At 50.9% G+C, this 15,776-nt stretch carries 12 protein-coding genes; 7 read left to right on the forward strand and 5 right to left on the reverse strand.

The annotated features are described in order from the left end of the window. Positions 1 to 6 precede the first annotated feature (6 nt). The 3 genes from DWB84_RS15725 to DWB84_RS15735 are packed head-to-tail and all read left to right on the forward strand — an operon-like array spanning position 7 to position 3,445. A complete protein-coding gene (locus DWB84_RS15725; RefSeq protein WP_187410758.1) occupies positions 7 to 930 on the forward strand; it encodes an ABC transporter permease in 924 nt (307 codons plus the stop codon). Further along, positions 930 to 1,820, forward strand: a complete 891-nt coding sequence (locus DWB84_RS15730; protein ID WP_187410759.1) for an ABC transporter permease — start codon at positions 930 to 932, stop codon at positions 1,818 to 1,820. The genes DWB84_RS15725 and DWB84_RS15730 overlap by 1 nt, the downstream gene beginning before the upstream one ends. A 2-nt stretch (positions 1,821 to 1,822) precedes the next feature. Continuing rightward, a complete protein-coding gene (locus DWB84_RS15735; protein WP_187410760.1) occupies positions 1,823 to 3,445 on the forward strand; it encodes an ABC transporter ATP-binding protein in 1,623 nt (540 codons plus the stop codon). Between the two features lie 31 nt (positions 3,446 to 3,476). Here DWB84_RS15735 and DWB84_RS15740 read toward each other — a convergent pair whose 3' ends face one another. Together DWB84_RS15740 and hemN are read right to left on the reverse strand one after the other, a co-directional pair. Then, complete coding sequence (locus tag DWB84_RS15740; protein WP_187410761.1) at positions 3,477 to 4,631, reverse strand: DUF6748 domain-containing protein; 1,155 nt, start codon at positions 4,629 to 4,631, stop codon at positions 3,477 to 3,479. 211 nt (positions 4,632 to 4,842) lie between these two features. Beyond that, the gene (hemN, locus tag DWB84_RS15745) at positions 4,843 to 6,240 is read right to left on the reverse strand and encodes an oxygen-independent coproporphyrinogen III oxidase (protein WP_187410762.1); all 1,398 of its coding nucleotides are present in this window, start codon (positions 6,238 to 6,240) and stop codon (positions 4,843 to 4,845) included. A 232-nt stretch (positions 6,241 to 6,472) separates the two neighbouring features. Here hemN and DWB84_RS15750 point away from each other — a divergent pair, with 232 nt between their 5' ends. Beyond that, positions 6,473 to 6,928, forward strand: coding sequence for a flavin reductase family protein (locus tag DWB84_RS15750; protein WP_222868209.1), 456 nt, complete (start codon positions 6,473 to 6,475; stop codon positions 6,926 to 6,928). Positions 6,929 to 6,985: 57 nt separating this feature from the next. On the opposite strand, the gene DWB84_RS15755 is transcribed toward DWB84_RS15750, so the two are convergent. Next, a complete protein-coding gene (locus DWB84_RS15755) occupies positions 6,986 to 9,919 on the reverse strand; it encodes an insulinase family protein (RefSeq protein ID WP_187410764.1) in 2,934 nt (977 codons plus the stop codon). A 242-nt stretch (positions 9,920 to 10,161) separates the two neighbouring features. On the opposite strand from DWB84_RS15755, the gene DWB84_RS15760 reads away from it, so the two are divergent. The 3 genes from DWB84_RS15760 (at position 10,162) to DWB84_RS15770 (ending at position 14,321) form a co-directional block, all read left to right on the forward strand. Next, complete coding sequence (locus DWB84_RS15760; RefSeq protein WP_370589733.1) at positions 10,162 to 10,887, forward strand: DUF599 domain-containing protein; 726 nt, start codon at positions 10,162 to 10,164, stop codon at positions 10,885 to 10,887. An 82-nt stretch (positions 10,888 to 10,969) separates the two neighbouring features. Beyond that, positions 10,970 to 12,625, forward strand: a complete 1,656-nt coding sequence (locus DWB84_RS15765; RefSeq protein WP_187410765.1) for a serine/threonine-protein kinase — start codon at positions 10,970 to 10,972, stop codon at positions 12,623 to 12,625. A 22-nt stretch (positions 12,626 to 12,647) separates the two neighbouring features. Then, entirely contained in the window at positions 12,648 to 14,321 is a 1,674-nt protein-coding gene (locus DWB84_RS15770) for a caspase family protein (protein WP_187410766.1), read from the forward strand. Here the strand turns inward: DWB84_RS15770 and DWB84_RS15775 are convergent. Then, positions 14,300 to 15,214, reverse strand: a complete 915-nt coding sequence (locus DWB84_RS15775; protein ID WP_187410767.1) for an alpha/beta hydrolase — start codon at positions 15,212 to 15,214, stop codon at positions 14,300 to 14,302. The two genes, DWB84_RS15770 and DWB84_RS15775, sit on opposite strands and share 22 nt — an antisense overlap. Continuing rightward, the gene (locus DWB84_RS15780; RefSeq protein ID WP_187410768.1) at positions 15,117 to 15,761 is read right to left on the reverse strand and encodes a GGDEF domain-containing protein; all 645 of its coding nucleotides are present in this window, start codon (positions 15,759 to 15,761) and stop codon (positions 15,117 to 15,119) included. Before DWB84_RS15780 ends, DWB84_RS15775 begins: the two co-directional genes overlap by 98 nt. Between the last annotated feature and the right edge of the window lie 15 nt (positions 15,762 to 15,776).

Here is a 15,776-nt window from a genome sequence, read left to right on the forward strand (position 1 = left end):
ATCATAATGTTGCGTATTTTTCTTCAGCGATGCCTTTCTGCAATTCCAGTACTTTTTCTGGTTGTGCTATTTACCTTCATTCTGATTCGTTTAGCACCGGGCGGACCGTTTGACGATGAGCGGGCAGTGCCGCCGCAGGTGCTGGAAAATCTCAATAAACGTTATCACCTGGACGATCCCATTCACGTCCAGTTTTTTGATTACGTAAAGCATCTTTTACAAGGTGATTTTGGCCCATCTTTTAAATATCCCAGTCGCACGGTGACAGAAGTCATTTATGCGGGAATTCCTGTCACGTTGGAATTAAGTCTTTATGCGTTTCTAGTCGCGCTGGTGTTTGGTATCACCTCTGGAGTGATTGCATCACTAAAGCCAAATACATTGCAGGATTATGTGCCTATGTCGGCTGCCATGATTGGTATATGTTTGCCGTCATTTGTGCTCGGGCCATTGTTGATTCTGGTTTTTGGCATTCAATTGGATTGGTTGCCTGTGTCGGGTTGGGGGGTGACGCCAGGCGATAAAATTTTGCCGTCAATCACGCTCGGCGCTGGTTATGCCGCCTATTTGGCGCGATTATCGCGTGGTGGCATGCTGGAAACTCTGTCGCAGGATTACATTCGCACCGCTCGCGCCAAGGGTCTCTCGGGGTGGCGAGTAGTTTTTCATCATGCGCTGCGCGGTGCTTTGGCTCCGGTAGTGTCCTTCGCTGGTCCTGCGGTTGCGGGGCTTCTGTCCGGTTCTTTTGTGGTGGAAACCATTTATCAAATACCCGGGCTTGGCCGTTTTTATTTGCAGGCTGCATTTAACCGCGATTACACCATGATTCTCGGCATGACCATTCTGTTCGCATTCCTCATTATTATTTGTAATTTGTTGGCGGATTTATTACTGCTCTGGCTCAATCCAAAATTACGAGGGCGGAAATAATGAGCACTGAGGCAGTGGATTTTGATTTGAACCGTTTGGAAAAAGGCCGCTCTCTTTGGCAGGATGCGTTTAGTCGTTTGAAAAAAAATACGCTGGCGATGGGCGGACTGGTATTTCTCCTTTTGCTGATCGTATTGGCTGTATTGACCCCGTGGATAGCGCCTTATTCCTACGAAGAACAAAATTTGATGTTGGGCGCAACCCCGCCATCGGCTGAACATTGGTTTGGTACGGATATTTTCGGGCGTGATCAGTTGACACGCATTTTATATGGCAGCCGAATTTCGTTAATGGTGGGATTTATCGCTACCGCCGTCGCTTTATGTATAGGTGTGACCTGGGGCACCATTGCCGGCTATATCGGTGGTCGTGTTGATGCGCTGATGATGCGTTTTGTCGATATTCTCTACGCGCTGCCATTTACCATTTTTATTATTTTGCTGACGGTGGTATTTGGGCGCAGCATGTTGTTGCTGTTTCTTGCTATAGGGGCAGTAGAATGGCTGACTATGGCGCGTATCGTGCGCGGCCAGGTAATGGCAATTAAACATCAGGAATTTATTGAAGCGGCAGTCGCAATGGGTATGTCGCGTCCGCGCATCATGTTCAAACATGTAGCACCCAATGTTCTCGGGCCAATCATTATTTACACCACTTTGACGATTCCGAGCGTGATTTTGCTGGAATCCTTTTTGAGTTTTCTCGGCCTCGGTATTCAGGCGCCACAAAGTTCGTGGGGCTCGCTGATTTCCTACGGAGTGGAAACCATGGAGGAATATCCCTGGTTGCTGATTTTTCCTGCTTTGACGCTCAGTATGACTTTATTTGCGCTGAATTTTCTTGGTGACGGTTTGCGTGATGCGCTTGATCCGCGAGTATCCAAGGACTGATTATGGCTCTGTTATGTGTAGAAAATCTCACCACCCGATTCCATACTCGCGACGGCATTATCACCGCAGTCGATAACGTCAGTTTTGCTATCGAGCCAGGAAAAGTACTTGGTATAGTGGGCGAATCCGGCTCCGGAAAGTCCGTAGCATGTTACAGCATTATGGGACTGATTCCTTCGCCTCCCGGGCGGGTGGAGCAGGGCAGCGCTGAATTTATGGGGCAGGATTTGCTGACTCTGAGCCCCGGCCAGTTGCGCCGAATTCGCGGGCAAAAAATCGGCATGATTTTTCAGGACCCCATGACGTCTTTGAATCCCTTTGTCACCATTGGCGACCAGTTGATGGAGTCTCTGCGTGTTCACAAAGGCATGAGTAAAAAAGACGCGCGCAAGCGCGCAATAGCCGCACTGGAAGAAGTGGGTATTCGGGAGCCGGAGCGACGCTTCAACAGCTATCCGCACGAATTTTCTGGCGGCATGCGCCAGCGGGTGATGATTGCTATGGCGTTGATCAACGAGCCGGATTTGTTGATCGCCGATGAGCCGACCACTGCACTTGATGTCACTGTGCAGGCGCAAATTCTGGATCTCATCAAACGTTTGCAGAGTGAGCACAATCTTTCCGTGATTTTTATCTCGCACGATCTCGGTGTTGTGGCTCATATGGCCGATCATGTAGTGGTGATGCAGAAAGGCAAGGTCGTAGAAACGGGTAGTGCAGATCAGGTGTTTTTTTCACCGCAACACCCCTACACGCAAAAATTGGTGGAGTCTCTTCCAACTACAGCCAAACCTTATTCGCCACAATTCCAAAAAGACGATAAGCCGTTTTTGCGTATCAAAAACCTGCGCACGGAATTTTCTCGGCAACACGGATTTTTGTTTTGGAAAAAATGGTTTCATGTCCGTGCTGTGGATGATGTGACGCTGACCCTGCGCAAAGGCGAGATTCTCGGTTTGGTAGGAGAGTCCGGTTCAGGAAAGTCCACTTTAGGGCGCAGCATCATGCGTTTGGTGGAGCCCCGATCCGGTGAGGTGTTATTGGATGGTGTCAATCTGACAGAGCTGGAGCCAAAACGTCTGCGCCAAGCGCGGCGCGATTTTCAGATGATCTTTCAAGATCCATACGCTTCACTGAATCCCCGTATGACGGTATTTGATGCTTTGGCGGAACCTTTGTTGATTCACCGCATAGTGCCGCCTAGCCAAATCCTTTCCGCCGTTAATCAGCTGATGGATGATGTCGGCCTTGATCGCCGTATGGTACGCAAATACCCGCACGAATTTTCCGGTGGTCAGCGCCAGCGCGTTGCCATTGCTCGTGCGCTGGCTGTGCGCCCGCAATTGATTATTGCAGATGAGCCCGTCTCTGCGCTGGACGTTACCATCCAGGCGCAAATTCTTGAGTTGCTGTTACAGCTCACGCAAAAATATCAATTAACCATGTTGTTTATTTCGCACGATTTGAGCGTGGTGCGCTATGTGGCGGATCGTGTGGCTGTAATGCAACAAGGTAAAATTGTGGAAGAGGGTGAAGCCGAGGCAATTTTTTCGAATCCGCAGCATCCTTATACTCGTGCGCTTTTGAATGCTGTACATCATTTGAAAAAAACGGACGCTGCTTAAAACAAACCGCACATCCATGTGCGGTTTACCATTAACGAGGTTTAACCACGCATTCCGGTGCGGGGGCTATAAGTCGGGCACCGGTAGTAACTTTCTCTTGGAGCGGAAATGGACATCCTCTGGGCGTTTCGCAGCCCAGTTCGCTGGAAATATAACCTTTTGGGCAATTCTCGGCGGCATTGGCATCAACCGGCAAATAAAACTGTGTAGCCAGCAATCGCACGCCAGTGCCGGAAAATCCTTTATAACGCTGATTGCGACCGACAATAATCACCGCTTCTTTCTCAGCCATCAGTTCAAAAGCTCGTTGGATATCTTTTTCGCTGGCGCCGGTGCGACTGAGGTCGACATCGGAAATGGCCTGAGCTTTATCGCTATTTAGTAGGTATTCGTCAAAACTGAAGCAGGGACTGGAGATGCACATAAGACCATTGTTTTCCACGCCGAAATAAGAGCCTTTTCTATTGTCGTTACCAGCAGGAGCCAAAGCGGCGCGCGCGACAAAACGGCCGAGTTCTACGGTGTAATCCACATCGCCTTGTAATAACAACTGCTCGGAATTAGTTACGGCAAAAGGATTAAACCCAAGTTTGCGCCAGTCTGGCGTACCTATATAACATTCTTTGCTCGCGCGTCCGTCGTGGCATATCAGGCGAGCGTCATTGACCGCTTTAATAAAAATTCCACCGCAATGGGGAGCTGCGCAACGGCGATAATCCTGATGCGCCAGATAAAAACCGTGCGGATCAAAACCCACTGCAAGCGAGTTGCGTACCTTGGCGGTTAAACTGTAGCGAACTAGGGGGCCATCAAACGCGCTAGAGTCTATAACGCCTTCCAGTACGAGAATTTCCCCATCGAATTTATAGCGGGCATCGTAAACGGCGCCGTTAACGTCGGTATGAGGGTCTTCCGGTAGTTTGAATTCTTCGAGTTCGCTTTTGACGTTGATATTGGAAAGACGAATTTCATCGCCAAGAAAAGTTGCATCAAAGGTGCCGGTTAATTCGCCACTGCGTTCCTGGCAGCGTTCTGGTATGCAAAATACCGGTTTTATGGAGACTTTGCCTTGAGTAATTTCGAAACTTTGTTGGTCTGGTGCCACAATCAGCGCATGCGTCAGACCGAATGGGGTAAACAGTAGCAGAAAAACTGCCACCCATTTCATTGACAGACCGATTTTCATAGCAACTCCTTCTTATAAGAATTGATGATTTTGAGATCGCCAGATATGGCGATCTACCGGAGGTTAGCTAAAGAAGGAGTGCTGAAACTGTTAAGAATTGTTTGATGGATTAACTTGTGCCAACAAGCAAGTGTTGGTGTCAATAGCGTGTGATTCTTTTAGTGTTAACAATGTGCAGATCTTGGTGTTGATAAAAATATAGAGCTGGGCGTCAAATAATCCTTGAATAACGCGGCGCGGCATCAGCGCCGGGTTGCTGCAAATGGGCATCAAATACCATACAGATACTACGGATCAGTAGCCGCCCGATATTTGATGCTCGGATTCCGTCAGAATCCATTTCCAAAAGCCCATCCTGTTGCATAGGCTTCAGTGCTGCCAATTCGGTGGCGAAATAGGATGCAAACGAAATATCAAATTCCTTTTCAATCTCGGCGAATTTTAATTCGAACTGGCAAATGATCTGATTGATCACGCGGCGGCGTAACAGATCGTCTGCGCTTAAATGAAAGCCCTTATGGATGGCCAGATTATTTTCCAAGGAATTTTGATAAGCCTCTATGGTTTTATGGTTTTGCACATAAACGTCGTGTATGGCACTAATCGATGAGGCGCCAAAAGCAAACAGATCGCAATCTCCATGGGTGGTATAGCCCTGAAAATTTCGGTGCAGTGTGCCACTGCGTTGTGCTTCCGCCAGCTCATCGTTCGGCAGCGCAAAGTGATCCATGCCGATATAAACGTATCCTGCGTTTTGCAGTCGTTCGATACTGTTGTGCAGGATTTGGAGTTTTTCCTGTGGTTCCGGTAAATCGCGCGCATCAATTTGTTTTTGCGATTTAAATAAATGCGGCATATGGGCGTAGTTAAACAGGGAAATGCGATCTGGCCGCAAATCGACAATCGCATTTAACGTTTGCGCAAAGGATTCACAGCTCTGTTTCGGCAGGCCATAAATCAAATCCAAGTTGAGCGAGCCAAATCCAAGCTGGCGGCTTGCCTGGATTAATCCCGCAACTTCTTCATAAGTATTGAATCGGTTGACGGCTTTTTGTACTTGCGGGTCAAAATCCTGTACTCCGAGGCTCAAGCGATTAAAACCGAGCGCGCGCAAATGGGCGAGTCGTTCGGGTGTGACGGACTGTGGGTGAATTTCCAGCGAAAAATCGCTTTTTTCGCTCTCATCAAACGAAAATTCGGCACGCAAATGCGCCATTAAATCGGCAATTTGCTGATCATCAAGATAGGTTGGTGTGCCGCCACCAAAGTGCAGCTGTTGTACTTTGCGCGCGCTATCGACATAGGTTGCTTGCAGACTGATTTCCCGTTTAAGCGCAGCCAAGTAAGGAATTGCTCGCTGCCGGTTGGCCGTGACGACTTTGTTGCAGCCGCAGTAATAGCAAATGGTGCTGCAAAAAGGGATGTGCACGTACAGAGATAAGGGCTTGAGTGTGCGGTTGCCTTGTGCAATGGCTTCGCGCCAGTGGCGCAGGTTGAAATCACTGTGAAACTGCGGCGCAGTCGGGTAGGAGGTGTAACGTGGGCCGCTCAGGTTGTAACGCTGAATCAGTGAATCATCCCAAGCCAGTGGCTGATATGCACGGGTCATAAAAATCTCTCGATGGGAATCTCGCTAGGCAAATGCCGCCCAAAATAAAGGCGGCTAAAAATTGTTCATCGCGCAGCGATTGCTATTTCCGATGTTTGCAACTGTACTTGATAGACAGTCTTTATCTTTGATGCATATCAATCCCATATCGATCTGGGTATGATGCCGTCATTTTATGCGGAGGGTAACGAGGGTAATGAGTCAAGATTTGGCTAAGGCTATGAGAGATGGCATGCGTCGTTTGCCATCCGGTGTATCAGTGGTCTCGGCTCAAACTTCAGATGGTCAGCGGTACGCAATGACCGCTTCGTCAGTGACATCGGTATCGGATCAGCCAGCGTCGCTTTTGGTTTGTGTCAATCGTAATACTCGAATCTGTCCCATTCTGGTATTGGGCCAGCGTTTTGCCATTAACATCCTGAGCAAGCATCACCAGGAAATTTCGATTCTGTGCGCAACCGGAGATCAAGGCGAAAAACGTTTTAATCTCGGGCGCTGGCTGTTGGCTCCGGATAAGACGCCTTATTTGGAAGATGCCGAAGCGGTTTTCGAGTGCGAAGTGGATTTAGTGCAGCCTTACGGCACTCACAATATAGTCGTTGGGAGAATTATTGCCGTGCGCGTAGCTAGCTCCGGTCCGGCTCCGCTGGTGTATCTGGACGGCAACTACCGCAATCTTTCTCTGTAGATCCCAAGCTTTTAAACAAAAACGGCGGCTAATGGCCGCCGGTTTTGTTTTCTGGTTTTAGAGTTTCAGAGTCTCCAGCCCCAATTTGCCGATTTGCTCCTGTTTGCTGTGATCAGTGATCACGGCGATGTTGGCTTTTTCCGGGGCCAGATAAGTTTCAACAACCCGGCGCAAATCTTCCTGACGTGTTGCCAAAACCCGCTCGCGGAATTGCTGGCGCAGCGCCAGGGTTCGGCCGTGCAGATCATTGTGATACATGCGCTTGGCGCGTCCTGCCGGAGAATCCGGTTTGTCGATGCCGCTGATTACCCCGAGGATGGCTTCTTCCACGGCTTGCCAGGGCAGGTTGGTGCTCATAAGCCAATCGATAGAGCGATCGAAATCGGCCAGAGTTTCCTCCAGGCGCGGATCGCGATAGGAGTAGAAGCGGAACGCCGCCGAGTTGCTGTCCTGGCCTGCACCGCCGCCGTAAGCGCCGCCCTGTTCGCGGATCGCACGGTGCAGGAAGCCGTTGCGCAACACATTGCCGAGTACCACCAGCGGCGCAGCATCCGGATGCGTCATAGGCACGGTCGCGTAAGCTTTTGCGCAGAAATTCACTTGTGAGTTGGTCAGCCAGCCCTGGCGAATCTGCTCTTGCATGGGCGGCAGCTCCCAAGAAGCAGCAACGGAGACTGCATCGCTATCAAACCAACGGGCGAAGGTTTGTTGTAGTTTCGGTTGCTGATCGTTTTCGCCGATCAACAGGAAGCGGCGCGGTGCTTGCCGGATCAGTTGATGGATCTGCGCCAGTTCATCGCAGAATGCCGCCAGTTTTTTATCGTTCTTCAGTTCCTCATGCAGAGCTTTGATACGGCGGATTCCTTCCAAGCCGCCTTGCTGGAAGCTCAGCTTGGATGCGGCGCACATACCCGAAGTCGCCGCGCCCATAGCCAGCGCATGGCCGCTTCCGGTGACGGCCTGCTCACGCGAGGCCCGCATCTGGGCAACCAGGTCTCTCACCCGGCTGTGCTCGTCAAAGCGCGCCTCTTCCAGAATCGCGGTCATCAACTCGCACACGGCTTCGTGATTGCGCACCAGCGCTTTGGATGAGAAGGTCAGGAACTGCTGGGTGCGATGAATATCGTCAACCTGGCTGCGTATGCTGCTAAAAGCATTCATAGAGCCGGATACGCGCGCCTGCCAGCGCTGGGCTTCCATATAGGTTTTGTCGCCGATGCCCAGTTCGGTTACGCAGCTGGTGTAGTAGGGCAGAATCGCCAGCTGACGCTCGGTCAGGGGCGGGGTTTCAATTACTACCTGTTGGTACACCAGACCGTTGGAGCCAACGCTGTAAGTGGCCAAAGGGCGTTTGCTGACGGGTAATTCGTGCAGATCCGCTTCCAGATGAGGTTCGGTGGCTGGCACATCTGCCAGAGTGACTTTGGGCAGAATGCTTTCGTCATCCTGGCGCGATTGGCGCTCGACCAGCAAGGCTGCCTGACGGACGATTTCCTGCTTTTGTTCTTCTGAAAGAGTGTTTTTGATTTTCGCCAGACGGTCTTTTTCCGCCTGTTCTTTGCGCGCCGGAATGGACGAATCTGGCACCAGGCTCAAACGCACGCGGTGAGGGTTATCGATCAGCAGTTTGCGCACCTGCTCTTTGATGAATTCCGGGCGCTGAATGGCGCTGCGTAAGGTCGACAAGGCGGAATCCACATCCAACATGGCCACAGGATCGCCCCGGTGGGTGGCGGCGGTCAGGGCATTCATGATCAATTGCAGGCCGTAGGGATAGCTGTCCCCGCCGATTTCCCGTTGATGTAACTCCAATTGATGCAGGGCCGCTTCTACATCCTCCAACGGGATGCCCTCAATGGCGATGCGCGAGAGGGTATCGAGAATCAGGTTTTCCACCGCGTCCACATCATCTGCGGAACAACCTTCCAAGCCACAGACAAAGGCCAACTCTTTCTGCGAGTCGTCGAGCCCGCATAGAGGTGAAGGGGCATTGCCCAGCTCAGTCGTTTCCAGCGCATGGAGGAGGGGGCAGGAACTGTTATCGAGCAAAACGCTAGACAGCAGATTGGCAGTCAGGGATTCGGTCAGATCAGCGCTATGTCCCAGCAGCCATGCCATGACAACGTGAGTTTTCTTTTCGCTGTTCTCGTCTTCCGCCAGAGGGTATTTCTCCTCGATGCGAACAGGCGAGTAGTAGCGCTGCTCATCGGGAACTGAGACAACTTTATCGAGACGCTGAAAACGATTGAGCGCAAGCTCTTCGAATTTGGTTTGGTGCTCGACGGCGGGAATATCCCCGTAGGTCATAAAAATCGCATTGCTCGGGTGGTAATGCGTTTTGTAGAAGTGCACGAGTTGTTCATAGGTGAGATTGGGAATGCAGTCAGGTTCGCCACCGCTGTTGAAATGGTAAGTCGTCGCCGGGTGCAGATATTTATTCAAGGTGTGCCAGAGCATGGAGGTCACTGAGCTCATGGCGCCTTTCATCTCGTTGTACACCACACCTTTGAACACCAGTTCTGATTCCGGATTGTCCGGCTGGGCGAATTCCAGGCGGTGGCCTTCCTGCGCGAAATCCAGAGGATCGAGACGGGAGAAAAACACCGCGTCCAGATACACCTCCAGCAGGTTGCCGAAGTCCTTGCGGTTCACGCTGGCGAAGGGGTAGGCGGTCCAGTCGGAGCTGGTAAAAGCGTTCATGAAAGTATTGAGAGAACGCCGCGTCATCATGAAGAACGGGTCGCGCACCGGATAGCGCTCGCTGCCGCACAGGGCGGTGTGCTCGAGAATATGAGCCACGCCGGTGGAATCCTGCGGAACCGTGCGCAAGGCCACCAGGAACACATTTTCCGGGTTGTCCGCACTTAAGTGATAATGTTTGGCCCCCGTGGCGAGGTGTTCGTATTCTTCGACGACGAGATTGAGGGACGAAATGGTTTGGCTGCGAACGTACTGGAATGCGGGGTGGGACACGGGTTTGGCTTCTTGCATGGAATGCCTCTTGGGGGTTGGAGAACTTCCGTCGCACGCGCGACGCAAAGGTTTCTGGCATTTTGCCGCGCCTGCTCTTTTGAATTCAACCAGGACCAAGCTTTGGTGTGGACCTATTGGACGCTCCGGAAAACCGTTATATTGCGCGCCCGCAGGGCTCGTGCCGATTCTTGAGCAATACTAAATAGTATTCGAGCTCTGATCTCTAGCTGGAAATAACAGAAAACTGATTTGGAGGAAGCGTGGATCTGTCGGGGTGGTTTCAGCTGCTTGGCTACGATCTTTTGGCGGCCATTTGGTTGGTGGGCTGCTGGTCGGGTTATGCCAAGTTCGCTCAATGGCGCGCGCGCCGGACGTTTTCGATTTCCTCGGTTTTACACCACTACAGGTCCCAGTGGATGGCCTCGATGCTGCGGCGGGAAAACCGTGTCGCCGATGCATCGCTCTTATCCAGCCTGGAACGCAACGCCAGTTTCCTCGCATCCACCGCCATGTTGATCATCGCTGGTTTGGTCACCGCTCTGGCGTCGACGGAAAGCGTCCACGCCGCACTCCAGACCGTCCCCGTATCTCGCCATGCACAAACGCCAATACAGCTGCAGTTCAAGATCATGGTGTTATTGCTGGTGTACATCTACACGTTTTTTACGTTTACCTGGTCCATGCGGCAGTACGGGTTTTGCGCGATTATGCTCGGCGCAGCACCCTTGATGGCGGCGTCAGATCCGAAAGCAGCGCAATTTTCCCGCCATGCTTCCAGTGTTATTGATCAGGCGGGCCTCAGCTATAACTATGGCTTGCGCGCCTATTATTTTTCTTTGTCCGTGCTGGTTTGGATGTTCAGTCTGTGGCTGTTTTTTGTCGCTGTGGCATTGGTGGTTGCGGTTCTTTATGGGCGGGAGTTTCATTCGGACACATTGAAGTCCATGATCGCCGCAGCAGATCTGAAACAAACTGAGGACGAGTAGTAGTCGAGTGGCGAGACAACATTCATTGTTTCCCGTCATTGGTACGGCTACCATGCCGATTTCTTAAATCGAAAGTGGAACGATGGAAAACGACAAGTCCACCCAAGTAAATAATGCTGATACGGATGCGACGCAGAAACGGTCAATAGACCAAACCGACAAGCGTATTCCTGAGCCAAGGTTAAACAGGGACCCGTCATCTGCGGTGACTCAGGCGCGTGATACCGATCAGACTCTTCCTAGTTCTGCTGACGCAGAAGCCACGCGAATTAAGCCCAATTCCGTTAGGCCATCCGATAGAACTGCCACGATGGAAACGCAGGCGCGTGATACCGCCGTTTCCTCAGCCAGAACCACCAAAATCAATACCGCACTGCATAAACTGTATCGAACAGGTGCGGTGGATCGGCGTCTGCTTGAACAATACAAAGACAAGACGATTCTCAAAGAGCGTTTTGTCTTGCTGCGGGAACTTGGTCGCGGCGGCATGGGTAACGTGTACCTCGCCAAAGATCTGTTGCGCGAAGAAATGGAAGACAGCGATTCGCTGATCGCCATTAAGGTTCTTAATGAAGAGTGCCGGCGCTTGCCTGGTGCATTGCAATCCCTGCAGCGGGAAGCCAAAAAAGCCCAGACCCTGTCCCACCCCAATATAGTTACCGTCTACGACTTCGACCGTGATGGCGAAACCGCCTTTATCACCATGGAGTTTATCGACGGCAAATCCATCAAGGATTATTTGAGGATTGATGGGGCTATGCCAGTGGAAAAGGCGTACTACGTGATCGAAAGGGTCGCGCGCGGTTTGGCCTATGCGCACCAACAGGGCTACGCCCACGCCGACATCAAGCCCGCGAATATTTTTCTCGCCGATAATGGGACTGTGAAAATTCTCGATTTTGGTATCGCCAAAGCCTTTACCGAAGTTAAAGAAAAACGCAGCCTCGCAGATACCTTGACCGATGGCGCTATTACACCGGCGTACGCCAGCCTTGAGATGATCAATGGGCAAAATGCGCTGCCAGTGGATGATATTTATTCATTGGCTTGCACGTTTTACGAACTGATCAGCAAGCGCCATCCGTTTCTTGGAGAAGATGGGCGGCCTATGCCCGCCAACGTTGCATTGGAAAAAGGTGCTAAATTCGAGCCTCTTCCCAATGTGCCACGACGTTACACTCGGGCGATGCGCAAAGGATTGGAATTTGAGCGGGCAAAACGTTTTAAAGATGCCGGCGAATTTCTCGACGCTATCAAACCGCGCAACATCAAAAAAGATCTGAGTCTTTTAGCGCTTGCTGCTTGTGTCACTGGGGTGATTATTTTTGCAACTAATGCAGCGCTGGACCGAGTAGTGCCGAGTATCAGCAGCTTGAAGCCCGAGCTTGCATCTGTGGCCCAGGCGATCAGCGAAGGTGATGAATTTTTATCATCCCAAGACATTGATCTGGCCCATCGCCTTTATTCACAAGCCTGGGAATTGGCCAACGATTTGACAGGAAGCGATATTGCCGAGAAGGAAAAAGTGCACTCGATATTGCAAGACCGCATGAACAAGGTTGGCGATCTGTTGATTCAGCGGTCCCGCGGCAAGGATGTCGATGAATATGAACTGCGTGAGTTATACGTGGCGCTGGAGTTTCTCGCCAAAGATGAAGTCACCAGCAACAAGCGTCGGATTAATTCCGCACTCGACGATATTGTACGACGCTTGAAAAAGCTTGAATCCCGAAACTGAAGTAATTAGGAGAATTTCAATAATGCCAGTGAGAAAAATCGCAAAATTTCTACAACCGTTGGGCTTGGCCGCTCTCGGTTTGGCTGTTTTGGCAGGCTGCAATGCCAGCAACCCAACAAAAAGTTCAGGTAAAGCTCAAGAAGGGTACGAATCTCTCGAAGATCTTTATATAGTCGACTGTTTGTTGCCCGGGCAGGTCCGCCGTCTCGGCAATATGCAATATCTCAGCCCCCGCCGTGCGGTGCGTACAACCACTGCAGATTGCCGTATTCGCGGTGGGGAATATGTGGAATACGATCGCGCGGATTATCGATCAGCATTGAAAGTCTGGCTGCCGCAAGCAGAGCAGGGTGATGCTGAAGCGCAAAATTACGTAGGTGAAATTTTCGAAAAAGGACTCGGGCAAGAGCCGGATTATGTCTCTGCCATTAGCTGGTACAGCAAAGCGGCGGAGCAGGGCTACTCGAGAGCGCAAATCAACCTCGGCTATATGTATGAAAAAGGCCTGGGGGTAGAAAAAAATATCACCACAGCGCTCAATTGGTACCGCAAAGCCTCGGGCATCGGTGACGATGAACTGATCCTCAATAGTGAAGCGCAAAAAGAAATCGCCGCAACCCGCGAAAAATTAAATGCGCAACTTGCCAGCAGCAAAGTGCAAATGGAGTTTTTGCAAAAGCAGATCGCCAATCTGACAAAAGAAGTTGAAAAACAAACCCAGCTGGCACAACAAAACCAGAATGCCGCGGATGCTAAAGAATTGGAGTTTGCCCGCCAGGAAATCGCGGCTTTGACCGAGTTGTATGAAAAAGCGCTCAACGATCGCAATGCATTGGAAGGCCAGTTGAACGATATGGAAGTGGCGTACCGCAAATTTAGCAGCGGTGATTTTCTGGCACCACAAGTGCTCGGCAAAGTGGAGAACCGTGTTGCCAAAGACATCAACTTCGGCCGTTATTTCGCGTTGATTATCGGTAATCAGGATTACGTATTTTTGGATGACCTGCGCTCGCCGATTCAGGACGGCAAACGCCTGCAGCAGATTCTGGAACAGAAATACGGTTTTAGCACTCTGTTTATTCCGAACGCGTCGGAAAAAAATATCCTCAACACCATCAACAATTTTTATGAACAAATCGGCGAAAACGACAACCTGCTGATCTATTACGCCGGTCACGGCAATATTTCGCGCAGCGATCAAAGTCGCACTGAGCGCGGCTATTGGCTGCCGGTCGACGCAGGTAAAGACAATATCAGCAACTGGATCAACAACTCCGTGATCAGCGATCACCTCGACCGTTTGAAAGCGCGTTCCGTGCTGGTGATTTCGGATTCTTGTTACGCTGGATATCTCGGTTCAGAAAAAAGCCCGTTCTTGTTCGGCGTTAGCGGCACTCAATCGGAAAAAGCCATCCAAGCAGGATTGGCCCGCCGTGCGCGCGTGGTGATTTCCTCCGGCGGCGTTAAACCCGTATTGGACGGCTCCAATAAAACTCACTCAATTTTCGCCGGTGCATTAATCGATGCGCTTGAGCAAAATCGGGACACATTGCGCGATAGTGCTCTGTTTGCGCAATTATCCGTTAACGTGCGCAAGCGCAGTGAATTTGCGGAGGAAGTGCAGATTCCGGAATTAAAACCTGTGCGGGAAGCAGGGCATGAGGGTGGATCGTTTTATTTTGTGCCGGTCAACTGATTGCGCATCATAGCGATGATCTCCGACCACTGATTTTCCCAGCAGCATTGGTGATCGAATCCCGCCTTTAAAATAAAACGTGCTTGTGGATCCATATCCGCAGCGCGTTTTGTAATTTCTGGGGACACTTGTTTGTCTCGGTCTCCTGCCAAGTGCCAGCGCAATACATTTGCTGGTAATAGCTCTTGTTCTATTGGATTTAAAGATTCATGCAGTGGCAGATACCCGTGTGTTTCTGTCCAGGCTTTATGATCCAAATTCGCCGCTACTGTCAGTATTGCTGCAACATCATCGCGCGTTTGCGTAAGCAACATCGCCAGCGTTCCTCCGCCGCTATGACCAATCAAGATCCAGCGTTGATTTGGAAATTGGTGCGCAAGTTCAGTTAACGCAGAATTCAGTGCAGTCACCACGGTCGCTGAGTAGCGCGCGCTGGTCCATAAATCAGGTGAGCAGGAAGGTGGTAATTTTTGATAACCGTAGCAGGGGCGGTTGAGATAAATGGCGGGGTACTTGTCTTGAGCCATCAACCGCAAGGCGGTCATTTCGCGCGAGTTGGGATTTTTCGCTGGCCAGATGCCTTTCACCCAAGGGCGGCCATCTCCCTCCAAATAAATATGGATCAGTCCGTCAGGTTCAACTTCATTAACTCGCGTGTAAGCGATCAAAGGATAGTCGCCCTTTGAATTCAAAATTATTTGCTTACAGTTTTGACAAATCTTTTGCGTTGTTTTACTGGGGTTGAACGTGCACCCGAGCAGAGGGATAAAAAGGTAAAGAGCTAGAACGGAATATTTAAATATGCGCAGTGCCCTTCTCATCACAGCAAGCTTCCGGCTCGGTAATAGCGGTATCCGCACATACTCTGTCCTTGCCTTTGCGTTTAGCTTCATAGAGTTTTTCGTCAGTGCGTTGCAAAAAGGTGTCGAGCGATTCTCCGGGTTTAAAGGAGCTAACACCAAAACTTGCGGTTACGGCAAGGGCGCCTTTTCCAGTTTCGACCCACGCGGATTTCAGTGCGATGCGCAATCGCTCTGCCACTTGCACTGCAATGGGCAAAGGCGTTGCTGGCAGAATAATGGCAAATTCTTCGCCGCCGTAGCGACAGGGAATATCGATCATCCTGAGCACGCTGCGGATGACAGTAGCTGCATGACACAACACTAGGTCGCCAATGGGGTGGCCGTAGCGGTCGTTGATGCTTTTGAAGCTGTCGAGATCGGCGAGGATAAGGCTGGTGGGTTGGGAGGTGCGGCGGGTCCGTTCCATTTCAGTGGTGAGAACCGAATTGAAATGACGTTTGTTGTACAGCCCTGTCAGCGGATCGCGAATAATCTGTTGCTCGAGTTCCGCCATTTCCTTGCGCAATCGGGAGATCTCATTGGTTGCCGGACACCCATCCTCGGGATGCAGGCAGAGGGATTGCTCGGAATAAGTCATGGGTAAATCGGGGCG

Origin of the sequence: Saccharophagus sp. K07, from assembly GCF_014336955.1 — a bacterium.
In the GTDB taxonomy this organism is placed as follows: domain Bacteria; phylum Pseudomonadota; class Gammaproteobacteria; order Pseudomonadales; family Cellvibrionaceae; genus UBA5868.